Raw genomic sequence first — 24544 nt, 5'->3', positions numbered from 1 at the left:
AGCCCATCTTTGACAGTCGGCTCTGCGCCCCATCGCTTCTCCCCACACACGCGCGGCCCCCGCCCTGCGTGCGATGCGCGGTGGCCGGAAAGCGGAGCCGAGAAAGGGAGGCCCTCGTGGCAACCAGATCCCCCCTCCCACGCCGACCACTGCGTACCCGGGCCCTGCTGGCCGGCGCCGCCGCCCTGGCCGCCGGGCTCGGCGTGCTGATCGTGGCGCCGGACGCGAACGCCGCGACCACCCTCGGCGCGGCGGCCGCGCAGTCCGGCCGCTACTTCGGCACCGCGATCGCCGCCAGCCGGCTCGGTGACAGCACGTACTCGTCGATCGCGGCCCGCGAGTTCAACATGATCACGGCCGAGAACGAGATGAAGCCGGACGCCACCGAGCCGCAGCGGGGGCAGTTCAACTTCAACGCCGGCGACCAGATCTACAACTGGGCCACCCAGCGCGGCCTCAAGGTCCGCGGGCACACCCTGGCCTGGCACGCGCAGCAGCCGAGCTGGTGGGGCGGCCTCAGCGGCAGCGGCCTGCGCCAGGCGATGATCGACCACATCAACGGCGTGATGGCCCACTACAAGGGCAAACTCGCCGCCTGGGACGTGGTCAACGAGGCGTTCAACGAGGACGGCAGCCGCCGGCAGTCGAACCTGCAGGCGACCGGCAACGACTGGATCGAGGCGGCGTTCCGGGCCGCCCGCGCCGCTGACCCGTCGGTCAAGCTCTGCTACAACGACTACAACATCGAGAACTGGTCCTACGGCAAGACGCAGGGCGTCTACCGCATGATCCAGGACTTCAAGTCCCGCGGCGTGCCGATCGACTGCGTGGGCCTGCAGACACACTTCACCGGCGGCAGCTCGCTGCCGAGCAACTTCCAGACCACGCTGTCCAGCTTCGCCGCCCTCGGCGTGGACGTGGCGCTCACCGAGGTCGACGTCACCAACTCGTCCACCTCGCAGTACGCCGGGCTGACCCAGGCCTGCCTCAACGTGCCGCGCTGCATCGGCATCACGGTCTGGGGCGTGCGGGACAGCGACTCGTGGCGGTCCAACGAGAGCCCGCTGCTGTTCGACGGCGGCGGCAACAAGAAGGCCGCGTACACCTCGGTGCTGAACGCGCTCAACGCGGCCGGCCCCGGCCCGGGCCCGTCCTCGCCGACGCCGAGTGAGCCGTCGCCGTCGACCCCGGGTGGCACCGCCAAGCGGATCGTCGGCGCCCAGTCCGGCCGGTGCATCGACGTGCCGAACGCGTCGCAGACCAACGGCACCCGGGTCCAGCTCTACGACTGCAACGGCCAGACCAACCAGGCCTGGACGCTGACCGCCAGCAAGCAGCTGACCGTGTACGGCAGCCGCTGCCTGGACGCGGCCGGTTCCGGCAACGGCGCGGCCGTGCAGATCTACAGCTGCAACGGCCAGGCCAACCAGCAGTGGAACGTCAACAGCAACGGCACCATCACCGGTGTGCAGTCCGGGCGCTGCCTGGACGTCTGGGGCACCGGCAACGGCCAGCAGGTGCAGATCTACGACTGCAACGGCCAGGCCAACCAGCGGTTCAGCCTGAACTGATCCCCGCCGCCCGCCGTCCTCGCCGTCAGGCCAGGGCGGCGGGCGCCTCCGCCTTCTGGCCGTCCAGCCAGGCGTCGAAGTCGGCCGGGCCGACCGGCCGGGAGATGTAGTAGCCCTGCAGCGCGTCACAGCCGGCCGCGTCCAGCTGGCGCCAGGTGGCGATGTCCTCGACACCCTCGGCGATCACCCGCAGGCCCAGGTTGCGGCCCAGCTCGACGGTGGAGCGCACGATCACCGCGTCCCGCTCGCTGGTGGTCATGCTGCTGACGAAGGTGCGGTCGATCTTCAGCTCCTGAACCGGCAGATTCTTCAGGTACGCCATCGAGGAGTACCCGGTGCCGAAGTCGTCGATCGACAGGTGCACGCCGAGCGCGTGCAGCTGCTTGACCACCTGCAGGGCCCGTTCCGGATCGGTCATGATCGCGGTCTCGGTGATCTCGATGGTCAGCAGCCGGGCCGGGACCTGCCAGTGGTCCAGCCGCTCGGCGATCTCGGCGGGCAGGTCCAGGTCGAGCAGCCCGTGCGCGGAGACGTTGACCGCGACGGTCAGCTCGTGGCCGGCGGTCAGCCAGGCCCGGCACTGCCGCAGCGCCGAGTCGAGCACGAACCGGGTCAGCGGAGTGATCAGGCCGGTGTGCTCGGCCAGCGGGATGAAATCGTTCGGCGGGATCATCCCGTGCTCCGGGTGCTGCCAGCGGACCAGCGCCTCGGCGCCGAGGACCCGGCCGGTCTGCGCGTCCACCTTGGGCTGGTAGTGCAGCAGCAGCTGGCCCTGGTCGATGCCCCGGCGCAGGTCGCTGGCCAGGGTGAGTTTCCGCGGGTCGGTGCTGTCCTGGCTCTGGTCGAAGACCGCGAAGCCGGTGCGCCGGGCCTTGGCGGTGTACATCGCGATGTCGGCGCGCTGCAGCAACTCGTCGGCGGTCCGGCCGTGCTCCGGGTGCAGCGCCGCGCCGATGCTGCCGGCCACCGTCAGGCTCAGCCCGTCCAGCTCGAACGGCGCCTGCAGCGCCTCCTGCAGCCGTGCCGCGAAGGCCGCCACGTCCGCGGCGCCGGTGACGCCGGGCAGCAGCACGGCGAACTCGTCGCCGCCGAGCCGGGCCACCATCTCGCCGTCGCGCACCGTGTCGCGCATCCGGCGGGCCGCCTGGACCAGCAGCTGGTCGCCGTAGTGGTGGCCGAGGGTGTCGTTGACCTCCTTGAACCGGTCGAGGTCGAGCAGCAGCAGCGCGACGTGGCTGCCGTCGGCGGACTCGGTGGCGATCGCCGCGGCGATCGTGTCGTGCAGCAGCATCCGGTTCGGCAGCCCGGTCAGCGCGTCATGGGTGGCCTGGTGGGCGGCCTTGCGGAAGGCCCGGGCCCGGATCCGGTGGGACTGCGTGACCAGCCCGGCGATCATGGTGGCGGCCGCCGTCATGATCAGCACGGTGCCCTGCAGCGCCCACCGGCCGCTCCGGTCCGCCTCCCGCTCGTAGTGCCGGGCGGCGTCGTCCATGGCCGCGCGCAGCGCCCCGAACGTGGGATCGGCCCGGTACTCGTTGGCCCGCTGGGCGGCCAGCAGGTCGCCCGCCTCGAGCAGCTCGAACTCGTAGTCGACGGCGTCGTCGTAGTAGCCGAACGCGTCCTGCACCGCCAGGGCGTACCGGCTGTCCGGGTCACGCCGGGCGAAGTCCGCGGCGATCGCGTCGACCGTCTCGTCGACCTCCTGTCGCGTCTTCGCCAGGTCCGGCGTCAGCCCCTTGGCGAGCATGGCCCGCGAGCGCAGCGCGTTCTGCTGCCAGGCCGCGTTCTCCACGTCGGCCAGCAGGACCCGCAGCGCGCTGCGGTGCGCCGCGTTCTCCTGCAGTTCGGTGATCGCCACGGCGCTGCCGGCCGGCACGGCCAGCGCACCGGCCACCATCAGCCACATCGCGCCCCGCCGGAACGGCGCGGCGCGCTGGAACCCGGAAGGCCTGCGGAACGAGAAGACGCGCATGTGGCTGCTGATCGGTTTCGCACCCGCCGAGATGAGCGGACCGTCCGGATACAACCCGGCCGCTACCGGGGCATAGGGTCATGGGGTGGATGCCACGGATGCGTTGCGCGGCTACGAGCGGCTGCGTCGCTTCCACGCCTCCGCCGATGCCGCCCTGTCCCGGCTCGACGTCTCCGACGTCCTCGACGAGCTGCTCGGAGAGGTGCGTGCGCTGCTCGGTGCGGACACCGCCACGGTGCTGCTGCTCGACCCGCGGACCCGGCAGCTGGTCGCCACCGCGACCAAGGGCCTGGAGGACGAGGTCCGCCGTGGCTTCCGGATCGATGTCGGTCAGGGCTTCGCCGGGCGGATCGCCGAGCGTCGGGAGCCGATGATCCTCACCGACGTCACCCCGGCCGACGTGGTCAACCCGCTGCTGCTGCAGGCCGGCATCCGATCGCTGCTCGGGGTGCCGATCGCCGCCGCCGACGAGGTGGTCGGGGTGCTGCACGTCGGCAGCCTCACCCGGCGCGAGTTCACCGCTGAGGAGGTGTTGCTGCTGCAGCTGGCCGCCGACCGGCTCGGGGTGGCCGAGCAGGTCCGCCGGCACCGGCTCGAGCACAGCGCGGCGCTCGCCCTGCAACACAGCCTGATCCCGTCGCGGCTGCCCGAGGCCGACGGCCTGGCCATGGCGGCGCGTTACCTGCCCGGCCACGAGTTCGGCGTCGGCGGCGACTGGTACGACGTCTTCCTCCTCCCGGACGGCTGGCTCGGCGTGGTGATCGGCGACGTCTCCGGGCACGGCCTCGCCTCCGCCGTGGTGATGGGCCGGCTCCGCAGCGCCCTGCGCGCCTACACGCTGATCAGCGACGACCCGGCGGAGGTGCTCGCCCTGCTCGACCGCAAGGTCCGGCACTTCGAGGCGGGCAACCTGACCACCGCGCTGTACGCGATGATCTCCCCGGAGCGTGGCACCGTCCGGCTGTCGTCGGCCGGTCACCTGCGGCCGGTCTACGCCGAGCCGGGCCGCCCCGCTGTGCTGGCCGACCTGCCCGTCGACGCCCCGCTGGGCGTCGGCCGCGGCCTGCGCTCCCGGCACACCACCGCCTTGGACCTGCCGGTCGGCGCGCTGCTGCTCGGTTACACCGACGGCCTGGTCGAGCGCCGCCACCAGATCATCGACGTCGGCATCAAGGCCCTGCTCGACGTGGTCCATCCCGGCCCGCCCGACCAGACCTGCACCGCGGTCCTGTCCGCCCTGGCCGGCGATCCTCCCAAGGACGACGTGGCCCTCCTGGCCGTCCGCCGCGAGCCCCCGCCCGCCTGACCTGCCGCGAATCTGCGGGCATACCCGGAAAATACCGTCCATCACCACCCGGGGGGATTTCCTCCGTAAAAGTGCCGCCTGCTCAGCCCGTCTGGTTCGCGGCCGAACGGGAAGGTGAGACGAAAGGTGGTTCGTCATGCCGATGGGTGACCTCGATCCGGGCCACCGCCCGGGCCTGCGGGGCGGGATCGCGCGCCGCCTGCTCGCCGCGTTCCTGATCGTCACGGCGGTGACCGTCGCGCTCGGCGTCGCCGGCCTGGTCCAGCTGGGCAAGCTGCACGACGAGACGGAGAAGATCTACACGCACGGGGCGATCCCGCTCGCCGCCGTCCGCAAGCTGGAAGCATCCTGGTTCCGGTACAGCTTCACCCGGGTCGCCGCGCAGTCCACCACCCTGGCCGCCGACCAGCGGGCGGCCTTCCTGGCGCAGGTGCCCCAGCTGCAGCGGACGCTGACCGGCGCGGTGTCGGACGCCCTGGCCCAGCCGCTGGCGCCGGACGCCCGGACCGCGGTCACCACGCTCAACCAGGACCTGGACACCCTGATCGGGATGCTCGACCAGCTCGGCGCGCTGCAGCGTGCCGGTGACCTGGCCGGGCTGCAGCAGGTGGCGGCGCAGGCGACCGAGCTGCAGACCAGGATCCCGTCGCTGATCGAGACCGCGATCGAGGCGCAGACCGCCACGGTGGGCGCGGAGCGGAAGGTGGCCGACGACGCCTACAGCACCGCTCGCACGGTGACCATCGTGCTGCTCATCCTCGGCGCGATCCTCAGCGTCGCGCTGGCGCTCGCGGTGGCCGCCTCGGTGGTGCGCCCGGTCCGGCGTACCGTCGATGTGCTCGAACGCGTCGCCGACGGCGACCTCACCTCCCGGGTGCGCAGCACCGGATCCGACGAGATCGCGCAGATGGGCAGCGCCCTGGACCGCAGCCTCGACTCGCTGGTCCAGATGATCCGGGAGATCGACGAGTGCGCGGCCGAGCTGTCCGGCTCCAGCAGCCGACTGACCGGCGTGGCCACCGAGATCGCCGGCTCGATCGACGCGGCGGCCGGCCAGGCGGTCGGGGTGACCCAGTCGGCCGAGGAGGTGTCCCGCGGCATCGGCACCCTGTCCACCGGCACCTCGGAGATGGCGCAGAGCATCCGGGAGATCTCGGTGAGCGCCAGCGAGGCGGCCACCGTGGCGGCCGACGCGATGGCGGTCGCGGCGCAGACCACCCAGACGGTCAGCAAGCTCGGCGAGTCCTCGGCGCAGATCGGCGCGGTCATCAAGACGATCACCGCGATCGCCGAGCAGACCAACCTGCTCGCCCTCAACGCCACCATCGAGGCGGCCCGGGCCGGCGAGATGGGCAAGGGCTTCGCGGTGGTCGCCAGCGAGGTCAAGGACCTGGCCCAGGAGACCGCCAAGGCGACCGAGGACATCTCCCGGCGGGTCGAGGCGATCCAGGGCGACACCACCGGCGCGGTCGAGGCGATCGGCCGGATCAGCGCGGTCATCGAACGGGTCAACGCGCTGCAGACCACGATCGCCTCGGCGGTCGAGGAGCAGAACGCCACCACCGACGAGATGGGGCGCAACGTCCAGATCGCGGCCGGCAGCTCCTCGGACATCGCCCGCAACATCGCCGGGGTGGCCCAGGCCGCGCAGGCGTCCAGCGCCGGGGTGCAGGCCGCCCAGGAGGCCGCGCGGCAACTGGCCGGGATGAGCAGACGGCTCACCGACGCGGTCAGCCGGTTCCGCGCCTGAGGTCAGGTCCTTTCCGGTACGCCTCGCGGCCGCACCCGCGACGGCTCCCTCGAGAAGATGGCGCGGACCCGGTCAGCATCGGAAACTGTGTCTCGATACGGCCAGGTAGATGCCAATCGTGGCGCCGGCTCCGCCCATCAGCACGGTCAGCAGGACCGTCGTGACGAGGCCCGCCCGCCGGGCGCCGGGCAGCAGGCGGGGCCAGGCCAGCGCCGGCACCGCCATCGACGCGCAGAAGCCGGCGACGCAGGTGGCCAGCACGGCCGGGTTCGCCGGGGGAGTCGTCTTGAAGCAGGCGAACAGCAGCTCCAGCCAGGCCGACAGGATGGCGAACGCGGCACCCAGCAATCCGGCCAGCACGGACCCGGCGACCAGAGCGATCCTCGCCGGGCGAGAGAGGCGGGAGAACCCGCTCATCGCGCCTCTCTCATCCGGCGCTGCGGGCGCGGCGCCGGCCCGTGGCCAGCACCCCCGCGGCGCCGGCGCCGAGCAGCAGCAGGCCGGCCACGGCCACCGGCCCGGCCGGAGATCCGGTGACCGGCAGGGTGTCCTGGCCGGCGACGACGCGAACCTCGCCGACGCCGGTCACCGGTGTCAGCCCGCTGGCGGAGAACGTGACAGTCACCGTCCCGGTGTCGCCCGCCTCGGCCGACCTGGCAGCGGTTACCACCACGGGCAGGTACTGCTCGACCGTCTCGCCCTCGAACGTCAGCCCGCGCGGATCGGTGCAGACGACCCGGGCCGGTGCCGGCCGGGTGCACTCACCGCCGCCGGCACCGGGAGTGAGCCGCACCCCGGCGGCGCCGCGCAGCTCGTAGACGACCCGCACCTCGGTCAGCGAGGTCACGCCGGTCGTCGACCACAGGCTCGGTCCCAGCGGATCGAGCGCGGCGCCGCCCACGACGACCTCGACGTCCGGGACGGCGATCGAGACGGGACCATCCTCGCGCACGCCAACCGCCTGGGCGGGGGCAGCCACCGTGGCGAGGAGAAGACCGGCCGTCACGACCGATGCCCTGGAGACTTCACGGATCTTGCCGATGCCGGGTCGGGTCATGGACGATTCCTTGACAGAATGGCCGGAGGGCGGACTATGGACGCTACTCAGGATTCTTGCTGCTTTCTGCGGCGGATTGCGGCGATATACGGCATTTTGGGCACAGTGAATCGGTGTTCAGCACCTACGCCGTGCCGGCTGCCGGCCCCGGCCTGACGTCGCCCGAACCGCGCGAAGGTTGTTCACGTTCTTCGACTCCGGTCGATGAATCATCCGTACGGTCAATGCCGGTGCGTCCGGTTCGCGGGCAACATGTCCGGGTGCCACGATCGTCCCGACATCCCCGCCTCTGGTTCGCCGCCGCCCTGGGTGCCCTGGTGCTGCTGGCGCTGTTCCTGGCCTGGTTCCTGCAGCGAGAAGGGCTGGACCGCGCCGACAAGTGGGCCAGCGTGGTCTTCGGCGCCGCCGGTGCGGCCGCGGTTGCGATCGGCGCGCTGTCCTGGCTGTGGCGGCTCGGCGGGACCCGGATCGGGCCGGCCGGCGATCCCACCGTGGCGGCGCTGGCCTGGCTGGCCGGCGCGCAGCACGAGCAGTGGCAGGCCGAGCAGCACGCCCGGCGGGTCCGCGACCCGTGGCCGCTGAACGTGCGCTGGCTGTCCACCCCGCGGGCGCAGGCGGTGATGGCCAGCTGGGCGTCGGTGCGCGGCATGCCCGGCGCCGGCCCGGCCGAGATCCGCGGGGAGTACGCCGAGATCGGCGCCCTGTTCACCACGCCCGGCGGCCCGCGCCGCCTGGTGGTGCTCGGCGAGCCCGGCGCGGGCAAGTCGATGCTGGTGCTCAACCTCGCTCTGCAGGTCCTCGCCCGGCGCGCGGCGCACGAGCCGGTGCCGGTCGTGCTGTCGGCCGCGGGCTGGAACCCGGTACTCGGCTTGGACGACTGGGTCGCCGAGCAGGTCACGATGATCGACCGCCGGCTGGCCCGGCAGGTGCCCGGCCCCGGAGGCGCGCCGCGTACCCTCGCCCGGGATCTCGTCGCCCGCGGGCTGATCCTGCCGGTGCTCGACGGCCTCGACGAGATGGCCGACTCCCTGCAGCAGGCCGCCATTCGGGGGATCGCGGCGTCGGCCGGTCACGGCCTGGTGATCACCTGCCGCACCCGTCCCTACGAGGCCGCGGTGGCCGGATCCGGCCCGGTGCCGGCGGCCGCGGTGGTGGAGATCCAGCCGGTCGCCGCCCGCGATGCCGCCCGGCATCTGGCCGACAGCGCGGCGCTGACCGACCGCCGCTGGCAGCCGGTGGTCGACCGGCTGGCCGGGACGCCGGACGGGCCGCTGGCGCAGGCGCTGTCCACGCCGCTGATGATCTGGCTGGCGCGCACCGTCTACCAGGGCCGGGAGCGGGACCCCGGCGAGTTGCTCGGCGCCGGGTGGGCCGCCACCCGGGAGGGCATCGAGCAGCACCTGCTGGAGCATCTTGTGCCGGCCGCCTACGCGACCGCTCTGGCCGGGCGCCCGGCCAGGACCGCCGAGGACGCGGCGCGGATCCGCCGCTGGCTCGGCGAGGTGGCGGCGCACCTGCGGGCGCAGCGGACGTACGAACTCGCCTGGTGGCACTTCAGCGAGCTGAGGCCGGCTCCCACCGTCCAGTTCGTCTCGGTCGCCTTCGCCGTGCTCGTCGCGCTGATCACGGCGTGCGCCTCGATACCGGCCGTGGTCGATGCCGTGAACGCCGGGGCGACGCCGCGCTGGGTGCTGCCGTGGTTCTCCGGCGCGTACGTCGGACTGACGGTGGCCTACGCCCGGCTGCTCTTCTCCGACCGGTCGCTGCCCCGGCGGTTCACCGCCGCCGGAGTGGGCCGGATGTTCCTGGTGGTCGGCCTCCCGCTGGGGGCGGTGTGCGCCGCCGTCGGGCAGCCGCTCTTCGGGCTGGGCATGATGGTGTCGGCCGGCACGGTCAGCGCCGTGGTCGCCGGTTCCGCGGTGGCGTCCGCGGCGGCCCGGCCGGCGCGCTCGCTGCACGTCGACCGGGTGACCGCGCTGGCCGGGGGCTGACCGCCGGGCTGGTCACCGCGTCGCTGAGTGCGGCTGCCGACCTCGGCCCGGTCACCACCGTCGTGGCCGGGTCGGCCGGTCTGGCCGCGGTGCTCAGCTTCAGCGCCTGGGGACAGTTCTGCCTGGCCCGGCTGGTGTCGGCCGGGTTCCGGGGGATGCCCCTGCGGATGATGAGCGCCCTGGACGAGGCGCACGCCCGAGGGGTGCTGCGCCGGGCCGGCGGCGTCTACCAGTTCCGCCACAACCTGCTGCAGGATCACCTCGCCGGCCGCTCCTGGCGGCCGGGACCTCCCGCATCACTGGACGAGCACCACCTCGATCCTCGGCGTCTCGACGGTTGAGCCCCCAGGAGGGTGTTGGCGAAGTCCCCGGATCCGAGGAAGGCGGTGCTCGTGGGCGCCGGACGTAGAGTCGATCGATGCGAATCAACGGGATTGAGCCCTACCGGGTCGAGGTGCCGGAGTCGGATCTCGTCGAGCTGCGGGACCGGCTGGCCCGGACGCGATGGCCGGAGGCGGCGTGGGGGCAGGGGATTCCGCTGCGGACGGTGCGGGAGCTGTGCGAGCACTGGGTCACCGGGTACGACTGGCGGGCCGCCGAGGCGCGGCTGAACGCGTACCCGCAACTGCTGATCACGGTCGATGACCTGCCGATCCACGTGCTGCACGCCCGATCGCCGCGGCCCGGGGCGCTGCCGCTGATCCTCACCCACGGCTGGCCCGGCTCGGTGCTGGAACTGGTCGGCCTCGTCGGGCCGCTCACCGAGGCCGGCTTCGACGTGGTGATCCCGTCACTGCCCGGCTACGGCTTCAGCGGCAAACCCGCGGGCCCGGGGTGGGGGATCGAGCGGATCGCGGCGGCTTGGGCCCAGATCATGGAAGAGCTCGGCCATCTCCGGTACGGCGCGGCCGGCAGTGACTGGGGGACCAGCATCTCGACGCTGCTCGCGACGACGGACAGCGCCCACGTGTGCGGCATCCACCTGGTTCCGCCCCTCGCTGGTCCGGCCGCGGACGACGACCTGACCCCGGCCGAGCGGGACGCGCTGGCCCGGCTGGTGGAGCGGTCCCGGACCGGTTCGGCGTACTCCGAGGTGCACCGTACCGCGCCGCAGACCGTGGGTTTCGCGCTGACCGATTCACCGGCCGGTCTCTGTGCCTGGATGGCGGAGAAACTCCTCGCCTGGAGCGACGAGCCGACCCGTCCGACTCCCGACCAGATCCTCGACCAGGTGACCCTCTACTGGCTGACCGGCACGGCCACCTCCTCCGCCCGCCTCTACGCGGAGAGCATCGAGCAGGTCTCCCGGTGGATCACCCGTGCGGACGCCGGGCCGGTGCACGTGCCGGTCGGCGCGTCGATCTTCCCGGCCGAGCTGCCCCGGTCGTCGCGGCGCTGGGCGGCCCGCCGCTACCCGGACATCCGCTACTGGAAAGAGCACGATCGGGGCGGCCACTTCCCCGCCCTGGAGGCGCCTGACCTGCTGGTCGCCGACCTGCATGCCTTCTTCGGTCCGCTGCGATGAGTCGTCAGAGGATCGACATCGGGTCGGGTGGGAAGAGGTCGTGCCCGTCCCAGGGGTCGACCGCGTCGGGATAGTCCGGTTTCGCCGGCGGCTCAGCGGTGGCCGGTTTCGCGGGCGACGGCTCAGCGGCGGCCGGTTTCGTCTGCGGCTCAGCAGCGGCCGGCCGGGAAGGGGCCGGGTCGGCGGCGGCCGGCGCCGGGGAAGCGGAAGCGGGCGCGGAAGCCGGGACGGAGGCGGACGCAGAAAAGCGAGTCGGGGTAACGGGATTCCCGGTGGCGCCGGGATTCGCGGTGGCGGCGCGAGCCGGGTCGGGAGCCGCCAGCAGCTGCGACGCGGTGGCGCGGTCCTGCTTGAGCCGCGCCTTGGCCGCCTCGAAGATCGAGCCGGTCATCCCGGTCAGCGGCTCCGCCTGCCACAACTCCAGGGCCCGGTGCACCGCCCCGGTCGCGGTGTCCACATTGCCGGTCTGGTGCTCGGCGCGGGCCTGCGCCAGCGACGCCCGGAACCGCCCCGCGTCCACCGCCTCCTCGCCGACCCGCAGCACGTAACCGCCGTCGGTCAGCGCCAGCAGCGACGTCCGTTCCGGATCAAGGGTGCGCCGCAGCTCCCCGATGCACCGCAGCACCACGTCGGCGCCGTTCTCCGGCGGGTCGCCGTCCCACAGCGCGGCGACGATCCGCTCCAGCGGCACCGGCCGGCCCGGCTGCAGCAGCAGGGCGGCGAGCACCGCCCGGCGGCTGGGCGGCCCGAGGTCGATCGGCTGGTCACCCCGGAACGCCCGGATCGGTCCCAGCACCTCGAACCGCAGCTCACCGGCGGACGAGCCCTCGGTCATCAGATTCCTCCGTGGATACTCCGGCCTTCAGGTCGGAGAGAAAACGGAACTCCTGCGGTGCAGGTCAGGGATGGCTCGTTCGCCGTCGAGGCGGTTTGGTGTCCTCCCACAGACTGCTCGTACGATCCCTCACGAACAAATGTGCTAACGTGTGCGGCTTGTCCAGGCGCAGCGTGAAGCGGGCGTTCAAGTTCCGCTTCTATCCGACTCCGGAGCAGGCCGATCTGCTGAACCGGACGTTCGGGTGTGTGCGCAAGGTCTACAACCTGGCCCTGCAGGCCCGCACCGCCGCCTGGTGTCAGCGGCAGGAACGGGTCAACTACAACGCCACCAGCGCGATGCTGACCGCCTGGAAGAAGTCCGAGGAACTGGCGTTCCTCAACGAGGTTTCCTCTGTCCCGCTCCAGCAGTGCCTGCGGCATCTGCAAGCGGCGTTCTCCGCTTTCTGGGAGAAACGGGCGAGGTACCCGCGCTTCAAGTCGAAGCGGAAGTCGCGGGCTTCGGCCGAGTTCACCGCGTCCGCCTTCCGCTGGAAGAACGGCAAGCTGACCCTGCCCAAGATGTCCGATCCGCTGGAGGTCGTCTGGTCCCGGCCGCTGCCCGAAGGGCAGTCGCCGTCCACCGTGACCGTGTCGCGGGACTCGGCGGGCCGCTGGTTCGTGGCCCTGCTGTGCGAGGACGCCATCGAACCCGCGCCGGCCACCGGGGCTGCAGTCGGCATCGACGCCGGTCTGGACCACCTGGTCACCCTCTCCACCGGGGAGAAGGTCGCCAACCCCCGCCAGGAGCGTGCCGACCGGCGCCGATTGGCCCGCGCGCAACGCGATCTGGCCCGCAAGGAGAAAGGCTCCGCGAACCGGGCCAAGGCCCGGCTGAAGGTCGCCCGCGTGCATGCACGCATCGCCGACCGGCGCCGTGACCACCTGCACAAGCTGACCACCCGACTCGTGCGTGAGAACCAAACGCTCGTGATCGAGGACCTGGCCGTGCGCAACATGGTCAAGAACCACACCCTGGCCCGCGCCATCTGCGACGCGGCCTGGACCACCTTCCGTGAGCTGCTCACCTACAAGGCCGACTGGTACGGCCGGGACCTGGTCGTGATCGACCGCTGGTACCCGTCGTCCAAGGTCTGCTCGGCCTGCGGGCACCTCACGGGAAAGATGCCGCTCAACGTCCGCCAGTGGAGCTGCCCCTGTGGCGCCACCCACGACCGCGACGTCAACGCGGCCCGCAACATCCTGGCCGCCGGGCTGGCGGTGTCTGCCTGTGGAGCTGGCGTAAGACCTCAACGGGGGAATCTCCGTCCGGGGCAGCAGGCTGTGAAACAGGAAACCCGGCGGGTGACCGCTGGAATCCCCGTCCTTGAGGGCGGGGAGATGTCAAGTCGGGATCCTTACGAACGGCGCGGCGGTCCCGAGCAGCATAACGGCGGTGCGGGGGCAACGACGCGGACCCACCGGGGGTGTTAACTTTTACATCCATGTAGATGTTTGGGTCTGCGGGAGGCGGCGCAGCGCCATGACGGCAACGCTCGGGGACATGCTGCTGGTCTTCCTGGCTGATCGGCCCGCGACCCCGTACGAGCTGCAGCAGCGGCACGCCGCCACGTTCGGCCCGGAGCACGCGGTCGGGATCAACCGGGTGGTGAACGCGGTGAACCGCCAGGAGCGGCTCGGTCACGTCCGGCTGCTGAACGGTGCCGCCCGCCGCGCCCCGCGCGTCTGCACGCTGACCGAAACCGGTCGTGAGCGGCAGCGCGCCTGGCTGCTCGACATCCCGCAGCAGCTCACCCGTTCGGAGGTCCTCGACCGGGTCCTGCTCACCATGGCGGCCGCCGACCGCGAGACCTTCGAGACTGTCATCGCCGGCTGCCTGGCCGTCCTGGAGCCGCAGCGCCGGCGCCGCCACACCACGGCGACGGTGTCCGCCCCGCACGCCCTCGCCGAGTATGAGGACGCCGTCACCGGCGCCCTGTGCAAGTGGCTGCGTGACCTGTCCGGCCGCACCCGCGACCGCGACGCCGCCTGACTCCAGGCGGGCGGCGCGGCTCCGGATCGCTTCCACCGGCAACCCATCCTTTCGGTGCGACCAGAGCCGCACCCGCGCGGCGGAACGGTGCCGCCCGGCCGCGGATCGTGGCGGGCGGTCGCGGTGGTGGTGCGGATTGCCCAGGTCAGCCGGTCGCGGTGGTGGTGCGGATCGCCCGGGTCAGCCGGTCGCGGTGGTGGTGCGGATCGCCCGGGGCAGCCGGTCGCGGTGGTGGTGCGGATCGCCCGGGGCAGCCGGTCGCGGTGGCGGAGCGGACCGCCGGGTCAGCCGGTCGCGGTGGCGGAGCGGACCGTCCGGCTCAGCGTCGCGACCAGCGCCAGGATCGTCAGCCACCCGACCAGCACGAAGGTCAGCGCCGGCGCCCCGATGCCGGCGATCAGCGCGCCGCTGGCCATCGTCCCGACGGCGGCCGCGCCGGTGGTGAGCGTGTCGATCGCGCCGGTCACCCGCCCGCGCAGCGCGTCCGGCGTCACCCCGATCCGGTAGGAGTCCAGGGCGACGGTGTAGACCGGCGCCACCACCGACTCGGCGAACGCCACGACCAGCAGCAGCCACCAGGCCGGCGCCAGCGCGTAGAACGGGAACGCCAGCGCCTCCACCCAGAGCATCGCGATGGACAGCCGCCCGAGCGGGAACCGCCCGGCCAGCACCGGCGCCAGCAGACTGCCGAGCAGCGCCCCGGCCGCCGCGCCGGTGAAGACCAGGCCGACCTGGGCCGGGCTCGCGTGCAGCTCCCGGGCGAGCATGATGATCAGCAGGTAGCCGGCGCCGTACCGGAGACTGTCGCCCGCGTCCAGCAGGGCCAGGGTCCGGATCACCGGCCGGTGCCACAGCCAGGACAGCCCGTGCCGGATGTCGGCGATCAGCTCGCGCGGCGACGCCGCCGCCGGGGCGCGGTCCTGCTGGAAGCCGGCCCGGATGGCCCGCAGCGCTGCCGCCGACACCAGGAACGAGACGGCGTTGACCGCGAACGGGAGCATCCGCCCGAGCGTGTAGGCCAGGCCGGCCACCGAGGCGCCGGCGATCCGCAGCGTGTTCGACGCCGCGCCGATCGCGCCGAGTGCGGTGGGCAGCTGGGCGCGGGTGACGATGGCCGGCAGCGCGGCGCTGTTCGCCGCGCCGAAAAGGGTGCTGAGCACGCCGTTGGCGACCGCGACGGCGAACAGCTGCGGCATGCCGAGCACACCGGCCGCGGCGGCGACCGGGATGCTGCCGGTCAGCAGCGCGCGGCCGAGTTCGCACCAGATCATCGTGGCCTTGCGGTCCCAGCGGTCGGCGAGCGCGCCGGCCACCAGCCCGAAGCCCAGGTAGACCACGGTCTGCAGGCCGAGCACCAGGCCGGCCTGGGCGGACGAGCCGGTCAGCGTCACGACCAGCAGCGGCAGGGCGAGGAACTGGAGCTGGTCGCCCAGCTGGGAGATCAGCCGCCCGCCGAGCAGCAGCCGGAAGTCACGGTGCCGCCACAGCGGCCGGGCAGACGGAGAGGTACGGAGGTCCATCGGGAAGTCCTGTCGGAGAGTGCGCCGTCACGGATCCGGAGGACACGCGGCGGAAAAGGGCAGACTCCACCCGCGCGTCAGGGATGACGGCTAGGACTTCCGCGGGTCGAACATGGCAGGCAACCTATCGCCCGGGCCTACTCGCCGCCATCCATTTCGGTCAGCGCGGCGGCGATCGCGTCGGACCAGTGACGCAGCATCCCGGCATAGCCGGCGGCGAACTCGCGCAGCTCCGGCTCCGCCGCGGCGGTCAGCGCAGTCAGCTCGTAGGTGACCGTGACGTCGCTGTGCCCGCCGGCGCCCTCGGCCAGCTCCACCGTGACGGTGCCGGCCGTGACGCCGGGCAGCACCCGGGCGTAGCGCACCCGGCGGCCGGGCGTCCGGTCGGCCACCACCCACGTCGTGGTGCGGCCGTCGGCGCTGGTCTCGAAGACGGTGCCGGGGGCCGAGTCGTCGGGCGCGGGCGCCGGGAAACGGGGCTGCCAGCCCGGCACCCAGCGCTCCTCGCCGCGCGCGGTGAACAGCTCGAACGCCTGCTCGGGCGGTCGGGCGACGGTCAGCTTGCCGGTCAGGACGACGTTCATGGTGCCGCTCAGCGTACCCAAGAATGCCGGGTCCGGGCAGCGGCCCGGACCCGGCGGATCGGTCGTCAGCAGGGTCCCTTGTCGGCCCAGACGTCCCACTGTCCGCTGTGGGTGGCCGGTGACTCGCCCTGGGTCCACCACTTGGCCCGGTAGAGGCGGCCGGCGAAGGAGACGGTCTGGCCGCCGGTGTAGACGGCGGACGCGGTCCACGCCGGGGTGGTGCACGACGGCGACGAGGGGGAGGAGGGCGACGGCGAGGTCGGCGACGTCGGCGAGGTCGAACCGGTCGAGGTGAACGACGCGAAGGCCTTGCTGAACTGCCAGGTCGACTGGCTGACCCCGGAGCAGCTGTCGCTGCCGCCCACGCCCGGGCAGCCGCCGTTGTCCCGCTGCAGCGCCCAGAACGACAGCAGCCCGAGACCCTTCTCGGTCGCCCACTGCGCCACCACCGGCGCGTCGGCCGTCGTGAACGTCTCGGCCGGACCGTAGTCGTCGATGCCGATCATCTCGGTCACCCCGACCATGCCCCACAGCTGCGCGTCGGTCCGGCCCGGGTAGAGCTGCCGCAGCTGGTCGTGCAGCCCGGTCGCGGCGGTCTTGGTGTCGGCGGCCATCTGGTGGGTGGCCCCGTCGTAGTAGTCGAAGGTCATGATGTTGACCAGGTCGACGCGCGCGTTGTTGGCCACCGCGTTGCGCAGCACGGCCAGGCCGGAGTCGGCCAGTCCGGAGGTGGTGGTCGGCAGTGTGTAGGAGAACTGCACGGTCCGGCCCTGCGCCGCGGCCCAGTCCTCGACCTGCTTGATCGCCTTGTTGCGCCGGTCGATGCCGGCGCTGTTGGTCAGCGAGTTGTCCTCGATGTCCAGGTCGATCCGGGTCACGTCGTAGGTGGTGATGACGTTCTGGAAGACCGCCGCGATCGAGCTCACGCTGGTGCAGCTGTCGGCGATCTCGGTGCCGGTGTTGTCGGCGGTGTACCCGCCGAAGGACGGGATCACGTCGCCCCCGGCGGCCCGGATGGTGGCGATCTCGCTGCCGAAGACCGCCGCGGAGACCGGGCTGGAGCTGTCGCCGTTCCAGTACGCGGTGCACGAGCCCTTCGTGGCGGCCTGCAGGAACGCCATGGTCAGGTGCTTGGCGCCGGACTGCTGAGCCAGGGTGGCCGGGTTGTCGCCGGTCCACGCCTCGAAGTAGGGCGCGAAGACGTGCGCCGGCAGCGGGGCCGCGGCGGCGTCGGACGCGGGCACCAGGGCCACCGTGGTGGCGGCGCCGGCGACGGCCGCGAGGACGGCGGCGGTCAGTTGTCGCATGGCTTCTCCGAACTATTAGAAAGGTTTCCTAATAGCTCGGACGGTATGGCCGGGGATCGGAGTGTGTCAATGCATGACAGATGTCATGGGGTGCCCGGCGAGCCGCCGGTCGCCGGACGACGGCCCACCCCGTACGCTGGCCTGGTTTTGATCGGGCAAGGGGGCGCGACAATGACGGTGGACGAGGATCTGCGGACGCTGTTCGGGCAGTCCATCGCCGTGTTCGCCTCGCTGAGCGGCCCGGCCCACGTGGTCGAGGCGGCGAACCCGGCGTTCTTCGCGGCGATCGGCGACGGGCGGGCGCGCACCGGGGTGAAGCTCGCCGAGCTGATGCCCGAGCTGGCCGGCCAGGGCTTTCTCGACCTGCTCGACCGGGTCTACCGGACCGGCGAGCCGTACACCGGCCGGGACGCCCCGGTGGTGCTCGGCGACGGGCCGCAGGCGCGCGAGGCGTTCTTCGACTTCACCTACGAGCCGCGCCGCGACGCCGCCGGCGAGGTGATCGGGATCCGGGTGATCGGCGTGGAGACCACCCAGGTCAAGCACGCCCAGCGGCTGATGGCCGAGCACCGTGCGCTGCTGGAGGAGATCGCCCGCCAGGCCCCGCTCGCCGACACGCTCGACGGGATGGCCCGGTGCATCGAGGGGCTCGCCCCGCACGAGGTGCTGGTCTCGGTCCTGCTCGCCGACGAGGACGGCCGGCACCTGCGGCACGGCGCCGCGCCCAGCCTGCCCGCCTTCTACAACGAGGCGATCGACGGCATCGCCACCGGCGAGGGCGTCGGCTCCTGCGGCACTGCCGCGCACCGCCGCGAGCCGGTGATCGTCACCGACATCGCCACCGACCCGTTCTGGGCCGACTTCCGCGACCTGGCCGGCCGCGCCGGGGTAGCGGCCTGCTGGTCCACCCCGATCCTGGCCCGCGACGGCAGCCTGCTCGGCACCTTCGCCATGTACCACCGCACGCCCCGCGTCCCGCAGGACGCCGACCTCGCCCTGGCCCGGGTCTTCGCCGGCACCGCCGCGCTGGCCATCGAGCGGCACCACGGCGAGCAGGCCCGCCAGGCCGCCGAGGAGCGCGCCGAAGCCGCCCGCGCCGAACTGGCCAAGGCGATCCGCGCCGAACGCGAGCTGCGCGCCGACGCCGAGGAGCGGGCCACCGCCGCCGCCCAGCTTGCCGACCGCCTGCGCGCCGCCGCGGCCGCTCAGGCCGCCGCCCCGCACCCGGAGCACTGCCAGCTCGGCGGCAGGGCCGGCTGCACCGAGCCCGCCGAGATCAAGATCGCCGACTCGTGGGGCGACGCGGCGTGGGGCTGCCCGGCCCACGTCGAGGAGGCGATCCTCAACGTCCGATCGGTCTTCATCGCCAGCGAGGAGCTGGGCGGCCTGGCCGCCTACCGCGCCCGCTGACCGCGGTCGGCCGCAGGCGTCACGGTTGGTCGTGCTGCTCGTCGTCCCACGATCCGGTCCCCGGGGCAGCGGATGCCCCGGGGTCAGGCAGGCTGGGTCCGGGTTTGGCGGCCCAGCCGAGGTAGGTGACGACCGGGGGGCCCTTCGGGTCCAGGACGAAACCGGTCAGGGGACCGACCTCGTCGTCGGTGAGCCGGCCGCGGCGGCGGCGGAGCACCGCGCTGACCAGGCGGCCCAGGCTGGCCGGCTTGAAACCGCAGACATCGCGGCTGTCCAACCCGTGCGCGGCCAGGGTGGCCTGCACTTCGGCCGGCGGGCGCAGGCGGGCCGCCGAGTAGCGCCCCGGCGGCATGATCCGGGTGAACGGGATGCCCTGGAACGCGCCGAGGTAGACGATCCGGCCGGGCACCGTGCGGTTCACCGTGTCGTAGACCAGGATGCCGCCCGGCCGCAGCACCCGGGCCACCTCGCCGGCCACCCGGTCCAGGTCGCCGGTGATCTCGAAGGTGTCCGCGCAGTAGACGACGTCGAAGGCCGCGTCGGGGAACGGCAGCTCCTCGCTCGGCGCGGTCACGAAGCTCGGCGCGGTCCCGGAGCCCGGCACGGACGCCTTCGCCAGCTCGGTCGCCACCGGGGACGGGTCGGCGCTGGTCACCTCCAGGCCGAGCCCGGCGAGTCCGGCCGCCAGCACGCCCCGGCCACCGCCGACCACCAGGGTCCGGGCCTGCGGCCGGACGAGACCGGGGATTCCGCGTACGTACGAAAGTCGCACCTCGTGAAAGGCGACCGCGCGCAGATGCCGTCCGTCGATGGCATCCGCGGAGCGGGTGTCGAGCTCCAGGCGTGGTCCGGACATGCCGCCTCCTCCTTGAGTTCCCTAAGGGAACTCTACGCGCAGTAGGCTCCTCCGTGTGACCCGCACCCGACTGACCGACGTGGCCTGCTCCATCGCCCGCGCGACCGACCTGTTCGCCGACGCCTGGACGGCGCTGATCATGCGGGACGTGTTGGTCGGCATCACCCGGTTCGACGATCTGGCCGAGGACCTGCAGATCTCCCGCAAGGTGCTGACCGCCCGGCTGTCCCGGCTGGTCGAGGAGGGCGTGCTGGCCCGCGAGCGCTACCAGCAGCACCCGCCCCGCGAGCACTACGTGCCGACCGAGAAGGGCAAGGAGCTCTTCCCGGTCCTGCTCGCCCTGATGAACTGGGGCGACCGGTGGTACAGCCAGGACGGCCCGCCGGTCCGCGTGCACCACCGCGACTGCGGCCGGGACACCACCGCGGTCACCACCTGCGCCCACTGCCACCAGCCGCTGACCATCGACAACACCACCCAGCTGCCCGGTCCCGGCGGCCGGCTGGGCCCGGGCACCTCGGTCATCGGCCCGCTGCTGGCCGGCCGCCGCACCCGCTGAGCCGGTGTCGTTTCCGTCCAAGACAGCCCGGCCGGCCGGGATCTAGCGTGGACCTCGCCAGTTCGGCCGAGCAGGAGGAGACAGCACCATGCGTGACCTGGTCTACACCGGATTCATGTCGCTCGACGGCGTCGTGGACTCGCCCGGCGGGCCCGAGGAGGGGCACCGCAGCGGCGGGTGGGTGGTCAAGGACCTCGACTTCGTCCCGGAAGCCTGGTCGTTGAAGGGCGAGGAGCTGGCCGGCACGACCGCGCTGATGTTCGGCCGGCGCAGCTACGAGGCGTTCGCGCCGTTCTGGCCCGGCTCGCAGGACCACGCCGCCTACAAGGAGCTGCCCAAGTACGTCGTGTCGAGCACGATGCCCGACGACGCCCTCGTCGACGGGTGGGGACCGATCACCATCCTGCGCTCGACCGAGGACGTCGCCGCGCTCAAGGAGACCGAGGGCGGCGCGATCTTCATCCACGGCAGCGCCGAGCTGGCCCGCCGGCTGTCCGACGCCGGCCTGATCGACCAGTACAACCTGCTGGTCTTCCCGGTGCTGCTGGGCGCTGGCAAGAGCCTGTTCGGCCGGGCCGACCGGGACAAGCACATGCTGACGCTGCGCGAGTCGGAGACCTACTCGAACGGGATCCTGAAGCTGGTCTACGACGTCCGGCGCTGAGGCAGGTCGAGGGCGATCGCGCCGCCGGCGCCGTCGCGCAGCTGCCCGGCGGTCCGCCCGACGTAGGAGCGCAACGCCCGGGCCAGGTGCGGCTCGTCGAAGTAGTCCAGCTTGGCCACCACGTCGGCGGCCGGCTCGCCGGATGCGAGCAGCTGCGCCGCGGTGCGGGCCCGCTCGATCTGCCGGACCGCGCCCTGGGTCAAACCCGTGACGGTACGGAAGCGGCGCTCCACCGTGCGCCCCGAGAGGTCCGGCCGGTGCCCCCGCAGCACGTCGGCGACGACCTCGTCGCGGACCACGATCCCGGCCCGCACCAGACGCTCGACCAGCGCCTCGGCGTCGTCCGGACCGGGGGTCTCGAAGCGAGCGCCGTCCAGCCGGAAGGTCCGGTGCGTGGTGTCCGGCAGGGTGATCCCGCCGTCGGTCAGCGCCGGCGTCGGCACCGCCCGCAGCGAGGTGCCGACGGCGAAGTCGATGCCGGTGAAGGTCGCGCCCTCCGGCACCGGCGCGGTGCCGGTCCGCGTCTCCGGGCCGGTGACCGCCGCCCAGGCCGTGCCGGCCTGCTCCCAGAAGACCAGGCCCCAGCGCACCGCGGCGACCGAGGTCATCGAGGTGACCTGCTCGCTCGTGCACGTCCACACGGCGTCGACCCACGGCGAGTCGGATCCGCGCGTCCGGAACCGCAGTCCTGTCACCGGCGAAGGATACGCCGGAGCGCTCCAGCCGAGGCGCGCGTGCCGGGCGATCAGGACGCTGCCGCGCCCCTGACGTCGCCGCCGACCCGGGCCGCCAGCCGGTCGCGGAGGTCGCTGAGCCGGGCGATCTCCGCGTCCAGGGCGGCGATCCGACGGTGGACGATGCCGGCCGGGCGCGCGCAGGTGCCCGGCCCGCCGTACGGTGGCAATTGATCGTCCTCCAGCAGATCCAGACGGTCGGCGCAGGCCCGGAGGTCGGCGATGGTCAGCCCCAGCCCGAGCAGCTCGCGGATCACCCGGACCCGGCCGAGCTCCCGGGGCCCGTAGACCCGCTGGCCGGTCGGGGTCCGCCCGGGCGCCGGGAGCAGCCCGTTCTCCTCGTAGAAGCGCAGTGCCCGCGGTGTCGTGCCGGCCGCTGCCGCCGCATCCCCGATCCGCACCCGGATGCCCCCTCCTAGCTCAGCGCCACCACCACGGTCCCGAAGTGGCGGCCGGCCCACACGTCGCGCAACGCTTGCGGCGCCTGCTCGATGCCGTCCACCAGCACGTGCGGGAACTCGATTCTGCCAGCGGCCAGCCAGGCCGCGAACCGCTCGTCCCACTCGGCGCGCACCGCGGCGTCCCCGCCGGCGCTGTAGCCGATCATCGTGATCTGCTTGAGGATCAGCTGGTACGAGTCGATCTCGACCGGCCCGGTGGTACCGGTGCCGTGCTCGGCGAGCTGCCCGGACAGCGCCCCGACCAGGGCGAACCGGGCGGACCGGTTGGCCACCGCGATCGCCGCCCGCAGGTCGTCGCCGCCGACGTTGTCGAAGACCACGTCGACGCCGTCCGGGGCGGCCTCGGCCAGCCGCTCGCCGAACGGCCGGGTGACCGCGGCGTGGTAGCCGAGCGCCAGCATCCGTTCGGCCTTCCACGCCGAGCCGGTGCTGCCGATCACCCGGGCGGCGCCGAGCAGCCGGGCGATCTGCCCGGCCATCGTGCCGACCGATCCGGCGCCGCCGGACACGAACACCGTGTCGCCCGCCCGGACCGGGGCGGCGCGGGTGAGCGCGCCGTAGGCGGTGGCGCCCTGCGCGAAGTGCGCGACCGGGTCCGGCAGGGCGGTGGTCAGCGGTTCAGCCTCGGCGGCCGGGAGCACCGCGTACTCGCGCCAGCCGCGCAGGTGCCGGACCAGGGCGCCGGCGTCCGGACCGGTGACGATCTCGCCGATGGCCGGGCCGACCAGGGTGTCGCCGGGCCGCAGCGCGGGCAGCGGCGCGCCGGGCACCCCGCCGGCCAGCAGGGTGCGCAGCGCGGCGAAGACGGTGAAGTAGCGGTTGCGGACCAGCACCTCACCCGGCCCCGGCTCGGGCACGTCGGTGTCGGACACGGTCAGCCGGCCGGTTGCGGCCACTCGGATCTCACGCATGCGCGCACGCTAAAACCTTCCCCGTACGTCAGAGGCAAGTCCCGACCGCGACATGAAGGTTCCTCACGAGCCGGGTCCCGTGCGAGTCTGTGCATCGACAGCGATGACTGACTGAGGGGGCAGCATGCGAATACGAAGAGCTCTGACGGCCGCACTCGTCGGGGGAGCGGTGCTCACCGTGCCCGGCGTGGCGCTGGCGGACGCGCCGCCACCGGCCCGGGTGGTGTCGCGCTACGAGACGGCCAGCGGCAACACCGTCGGCCGCGACTGCGGGTTCAGCGCGCCGATCCCGTCGGCGAGCGGGCAGGCGCTGTGGACCTTCTGCGACACGGCGATCGTGAACCCGGCCGGGACTATCATCGGCTTCATCGGCGGGTCGACCGCGGCGCGCGGCTCCTACACCGCCGGGCAGGTGCCCAGCACGCTCAGCGAGCTGCCCACGCCGCCGGCCGCGCCGGCCGTGCCGAGCACCCGGGCGCCGGCCCCGTTCCTGCCCGCGCCGGCCGGGCTGGTGCTGCCCGGGACCAGCACCGCCTGCGGGAGCAGCGGCACCTCGTCGTACGCCGCCTCCTGGATCACCGGCCTGACCCGCGGGCCGAACCGCACCATCAGCGGGCGCAGCGGCTCGTCGCTGCTGTTCCTGACCTACACCAACGTCTGCGTCCACAACAACGCCTGGACCACGCAGAGTTACGGCGTCACGTTCTACGACCCGGCCACCAACCAGCTGGTCGGCCCGGCCACCGTCTTCCCCCGCCCGGCCACCGGTGAGCTGGCCTGGCAGCGCCGCCTCGGCTCGCCCACCTTCGCCGCCGACGGCTACCTCTACCTGTACACGTTCCTGTGCACCTCGTCGGCCTTCGGCGCCTGCGGGGACGGCACCGTGGTGCTGGCCCGCACCCCGTGGTCGGCCAGCGCGGGCTGGTCCACCGCGAGCAGCTACCGCTGGTGGACCGGCTCGGCCTGGTCGGCGGACCCGGCGGCGGCCACCTCGGCGCTGCCCGGCGCCCGCCCGTTCGGGGTGGACGTGCACGTCTTCCCGGGCCGCGGCTACGTCGCGATCGAGCAGACCACGATCGCCGGGCACTACCGGGTGTGGAACGCCCCGGCCCCGACCGGCCCGTGGACGGCCGGCGCCGAAGCGGTCCTGCCCGGCTGCGCCAGCACCACGAAGAGCTGGTGCTACGCGTTCATCGGCCATCCGGAGCTGAGCACGTCGACGTCGCTGTTCATCTCGCACTACCATCCGGACGACAACCATGTGCGGGTGGTCGCCGTGCCCTGGTGACGTCGTCGCCGGACCGGCCGTCCCGTCCGAGGTGATCCCTGCTCGGGCTCGCAGGCGCGTCACGGTCGTGGCTGGGCGTCAGGGGTGTCTCGGACCGTTCGAGACACCCCTGGCGCCCAGCCGGCCTGCCGCGGGACGCGCCGCGGTCCGGACCCGTGGTGCGGCACCGAGGCGGCCAGCGCCCTCACCGTGCACCTGTTCACGATCGCCGG

23 protein-coding genes are annotated in these 24544 nt (G+C 73.0%); 12 read left to right on the top strand and 11 right to left on the bottom strand.

Going from position 1 to position 24544, the window contains the following annotated elements; all coding sequences use genetic code 11:
* The first annotated feature begins 116 nt into the window (after positions 1–116).
* The gene (locus tag BJY16_RS32165) at positions 117–1571 is read left to right on the top strand and encodes an endo-1,4-beta-xylanase (RefSeq protein WP_239177240.1); all 1455 of its coding nucleotides are present in this window, start codon (positions 117–119) and stop codon (positions 1569–1571) included.
* Between the two features lie 25 nt (positions 1572–1596).
* Here the strand turns inward: BJY16_RS32165 and BJY16_RS32160 are convergent, their stop codons facing one another.
* Entirely contained in the window at positions 1597–3543 is a 1947-nt protein-coding gene (locus BJY16_RS32160) for a putative bifunctional diguanylate cyclase/phosphodiesterase (protein ID WP_185043301.1), read from the bottom strand.
* An 85-nt stretch (positions 3544–3628) separates the two neighbouring features.
* Between BJY16_RS32160 and BJY16_RS32155 the strand changes: the two genes are divergently transcribed.
* On the top strand, positions 3629–4849 hold the full coding sequence (locus BJY16_RS32155) for a PP2C family protein-serine/threonine phosphatase (RefSeq protein WP_185043299.1): 1221 nt from the start codon (positions 3629–3631) through the stop codon (positions 4847–4849).
* Positions 4850–4985: 136 nt separating this feature from the next.
* Positions 4986–6599 carry a methyl-accepting chemotaxis protein gene (locus tag BJY16_RS32150; RefSeq protein ID WP_185043297.1) on the top strand — a complete coding sequence of 538 codons (1614 nt, stop codon included), beginning with the start codon at positions 4986–4988 and terminating at the stop codon, positions 6597–6599.
* Between the two features lie 72 nt (positions 6600–6671).
* Here BJY16_RS32150 and BJY16_RS32145 read toward each other — a convergent pair whose 3' ends face one another.
* Entirely contained in the window at positions 6672–7016 is a 345-nt protein-coding gene (locus BJY16_RS32145; protein WP_185043296.1) for a hypothetical protein, read from the bottom strand.
* 10 nt (positions 7017–7026) lie between these two features.
* Complete coding sequence (locus BJY16_RS32140; protein ID WP_185043295.1) at positions 7027–7656, bottom strand: hypothetical protein; 630 nt, start codon at positions 7654–7656, stop codon at positions 7027–7029.
* A 260-nt stretch (positions 7657–7916) separates the two neighbouring features.
* Here BJY16_RS32140 and BJY16_RS32135 point away from each other — a divergent pair, with 260 nt between their 5' ends.
* From BJY16_RS32135 to BJY16_RS32125, 3 genes are all read left to right on the top strand, one after another.
* Positions 7917–9647, top strand: a complete 1731-nt coding sequence (locus BJY16_RS32135) for an NACHT domain-containing protein (RefSeq protein WP_185043294.1) — start codon at positions 7917–7919, stop codon at positions 9645–9647.
* Between the two features lie 62 nt (positions 9648–9709).
* A complete protein-coding gene (locus BJY16_RS32130) occupies positions 9710–9988 on the top strand; it encodes a hypothetical protein (protein ID WP_185043292.1) in 279 nt (92 codons plus the stop codon).
* Positions 9989–10065: 77 nt separating this feature from the next.
* A complete protein-coding gene (locus BJY16_RS32125; protein WP_185043290.1) occupies positions 10066–11172 on the top strand; it encodes an epoxide hydrolase family protein in 1107 nt (368 codons plus the stop codon).
* A 4-nt stretch (positions 11173–11176) separates the two neighbouring features.
* Here the strand turns inward: BJY16_RS32125 and BJY16_RS32120 are convergent, their stop codons facing one another.
* Positions 11177–12007 carry an AfsR/SARP family transcriptional regulator gene (locus BJY16_RS32120; RefSeq protein WP_185043288.1) on the bottom strand — a complete coding sequence of 277 codons (831 nt, stop codon included), beginning with the start codon at positions 12005–12007 and terminating at the stop codon, positions 11177–11179.
* A 158-nt stretch (positions 12008–12165) separates the two neighbouring features.
* Between BJY16_RS32120 and BJY16_RS32115 the strand changes: the two genes are divergently transcribed.
* Positions 12166–13479: an RNA-guided endonuclease InsQ/TnpB family protein gene (locus tag BJY16_RS32115; RefSeq protein WP_203758999.1), complete on the top strand. Its 1314-nt coding sequence runs from the start codon at positions 12166–12168 to the stop codon at positions 13477–13479.
* 49 nt (positions 13480–13528) lie between these two features.
* Complete coding sequence (locus BJY16_RS32110) at positions 13529–14038, top strand: hypothetical protein (RefSeq protein WP_185043286.1); 510 nt, start codon at positions 13529–13531, stop codon at positions 14036–14038.
* Between the two features lie 284 nt (positions 14039–14322).
* Here BJY16_RS32110 and BJY16_RS32105 read toward each other — a convergent pair whose 3' ends face one another.
* From BJY16_RS32105 to BJY16_RS32095, 3 genes are all read right to left on the bottom strand, one after another.
* On the bottom strand, positions 14323–15558 hold the full coding sequence (locus BJY16_RS32105) for an MFS transporter (protein WP_185043285.1): 1236 nt from the start codon (positions 15556–15558) through the stop codon (positions 14323–14325).
* Between the two features lie 137 nt (positions 15559–15695).
* Positions 15696–16142, bottom strand: a complete 447-nt coding sequence (locus BJY16_RS32100) for an SRPBCC family protein (RefSeq protein ID WP_185043283.1) — start codon at positions 16140–16142, stop codon at positions 15696–15698.
* Between the two features lie 65 nt (positions 16143–16207).
* Positions 16208–17449, bottom strand: coding sequence for a chitinase (locus BJY16_RS32095; protein WP_185043281.1), 1242 nt, complete (start codon positions 17447–17449; stop codon positions 16208–16210).
* Between the two features lie 171 nt (positions 17450–17620).
* On the opposite strand from BJY16_RS32095, the gene BJY16_RS32090 reads away from it, so the two are divergent.
* Positions 17621–18859 carry a GAF domain-containing protein gene (locus tag BJY16_RS32090; protein WP_185043279.1) on the top strand — a complete coding sequence of 413 codons (1239 nt, stop codon included), beginning with the start codon at positions 17621–17623 and terminating at the stop codon, positions 18857–18859.
* A 19-nt stretch (positions 18860–18878) separates the two neighbouring features.
* Here the strand turns inward: BJY16_RS32090 and BJY16_RS32085 are convergent, their stop codons facing one another.
* Positions 18879–19715, bottom strand: coding sequence for a class I SAM-dependent methyltransferase (locus BJY16_RS32085; protein WP_185043277.1), 837 nt, complete (start codon positions 19713–19715; stop codon positions 18879–18881).
* A 55-nt stretch (positions 19716–19770) separates the two neighbouring features.
* Between BJY16_RS32085 and BJY16_RS32080 the strand changes: the two genes are divergently transcribed.
* Entirely contained in the window at positions 19771–20274 is a 504-nt protein-coding gene (locus BJY16_RS32080; protein ID WP_185043276.1) for a winged helix-turn-helix transcriptional regulator, read from the top strand.
* Positions 20275–20362: 88 nt separating this feature from the next.
* Positions 20363–20938 carry a dihydrofolate reductase family protein gene (locus BJY16_RS32075; RefSeq protein ID WP_185043274.1) on the top strand — a complete coding sequence of 192 codons (576 nt, stop codon included), beginning with the start codon at positions 20363–20365 and terminating at the stop codon, positions 20936–20938.
* On the opposite strand, the gene BJY16_RS32070 is transcribed toward BJY16_RS32075, so the two are convergent.
* The 3 genes from BJY16_RS32070 to BJY16_RS32060 form a co-directional block, all read right to left on the bottom strand.
* The gene (locus tag BJY16_RS32070) at positions 20920–21546 is read right to left on the bottom strand and encodes a helix-turn-helix domain-containing protein (RefSeq protein ID WP_203759015.1); all 627 of its coding nucleotides are present in this window, start codon (positions 21544–21546) and stop codon (positions 20920–20922) included. The genes BJY16_RS32075 and BJY16_RS32070 overlap by 19 nt on opposite strands.
* A gap of 137 nt (positions 21547–21683) precedes the next feature.
* Positions 21684–22073 (bottom strand): MerR family transcriptional regulator, encoded by a 390-nt coding sequence (locus BJY16_RS32065; RefSeq protein WP_185043271.1) that lies wholly within the window; start codon positions 22071–22073, stop codon positions 21684–21686.
* A gap of 14 nt (positions 22074–22087) precedes the next feature.
* Complete coding sequence (locus BJY16_RS32060; RefSeq protein ID WP_185043270.1) at positions 22088–23044, bottom strand: MDR family NADP-dependent oxidoreductase; 957 nt, start codon at positions 23042–23044, stop codon at positions 22088–22090.
* A gap of 124 nt (positions 23045–23168) precedes the next feature.
* Between BJY16_RS32060 and BJY16_RS32055 the strand changes: the two genes are divergently transcribed.
* Positions 23169–24332, top strand: coding sequence for a DUF5005 domain-containing protein (locus BJY16_RS32055; RefSeq protein WP_185043269.1), 1164 nt, complete (start codon positions 23169–23171; stop codon positions 24330–24332).
* Positions 24333–24544 lie beyond the last annotated feature (212 nt).

This window comes from Actinoplanes octamycinicus (assembly GCF_014205225.1).
Classification (GTDB): domain Bacteria; phylum Actinomycetota; class Actinomycetes; order Mycobacteriales; family Micromonosporaceae; genus Actinoplanes; species Actinoplanes octamycinicus.
The sequence above is the reverse complement of the archived record's forward strand: the minus strand, read 5'-3'. Positions and strand labels throughout refer to the sequence as shown.

Bases quoted from the DNA above. Each gene is read 5' to 3' on its own strand.
- BJY16_RS32160 (WP_185043301.1), bottom strand. From the start codon at position 3,543: ATGCGCGTCTTCTCGTTCCGCAGGCCTTCCGGGTTCCAGCGCGCCGCG.
- BJY16_RS32150 (WP_185043297.1), top strand. From the start codon at position 4,986: ATGCCGATGGGTGACCTCGATCCGGGCCACCGCCCGGGCCTGCGGGGC.
- BJY16_RS32145 (WP_185043296.1), bottom strand. From the start codon at position 7,016: ATGAGCGGGTTCTCCCGCCTCTCTCGCCCGGCGAGGATCGCTCTGGTC.
- BJY16_RS32140 (WP_185043295.1), bottom strand. From the start codon at position 7,656: ATGACCCGACCCGGCATCGGCAAGATCCGTGAAGTCTCCAGGGCATCG.
- BJY16_RS32125 (WP_185043290.1), top strand. From the start codon at position 10,066: ATGCGAATCAACGGGATTGAGCCCTACCGGGTCGAGGTGCCGGAGTCG.
- BJY16_RS32120 (WP_185043288.1), bottom strand. From the start codon at position 12,007: ATGACCGAGGGCTCGTCCGCCGGTGAGCTGCGGTTCGAGGTGCTGGGA.
- BJY16_RS32110 (WP_185043286.1), top strand. From the start codon at position 13,529: ATGACGGCAACGCTCGGGGACATGCTGCTGGTCTTCCTGGCTGATCGG.
- BJY16_RS32105 (WP_185043285.1), bottom strand. From the start codon at position 15,558: ATGGACCTCCGTACCTCTCCGTCTGCCCGGCCGCTGTGGCGGCACCGT.
- BJY16_RS32100 (WP_185043283.1), bottom strand. From the start codon at position 16,142: ATGAACGTCGTCCTGACCGGCAAGCTGACCGTCGCCCGACCGCCCGAG.
- BJY16_RS32095 (WP_185043281.1), bottom strand. From the start codon at position 17,449: ATGCGACAACTGACCGCCGCCGTCCTCGCGGCCGTCGCCGGCGCCGCC.
- BJY16_RS32090 (WP_185043279.1), top strand. From the start codon at position 17,621: ATGACGGTGGACGAGGATCTGCGGACGCTGTTCGGGCAGTCCATCGCC.
- BJY16_RS32085 (WP_185043277.1), bottom strand. From the start codon at position 19,715: ATGTCCGGACCACGCCTGGAGCTCGACACCCGCTCCGCGGATGCCATC.
- BJY16_RS32075 (WP_185043274.1), top strand. From the start codon at position 20,363: ATGCGTGACCTGGTCTACACCGGATTCATGTCGCTCGACGGCGTCGTG.
- BJY16_RS32070 (WP_203759015.1), bottom strand. From the start codon at position 21,546: ATGACCTCGGTCGCCGCGGTGCGCTGGGGCCTGGTCTTCTGGGAGCAG.
- BJY16_RS32060 (WP_185043270.1), bottom strand. From the start codon at position 23,044: ATGCGTGAGATCCGAGTGGCCGCAACCGGCCGGCTGACCGTGTCCGAC.
- BJY16_RS32055 (WP_185043269.1), top strand. From the start codon at position 23,169: ATGCGAATACGAAGAGCTCTGACGGCCGCACTCGTCGGGGGAGCGGTG.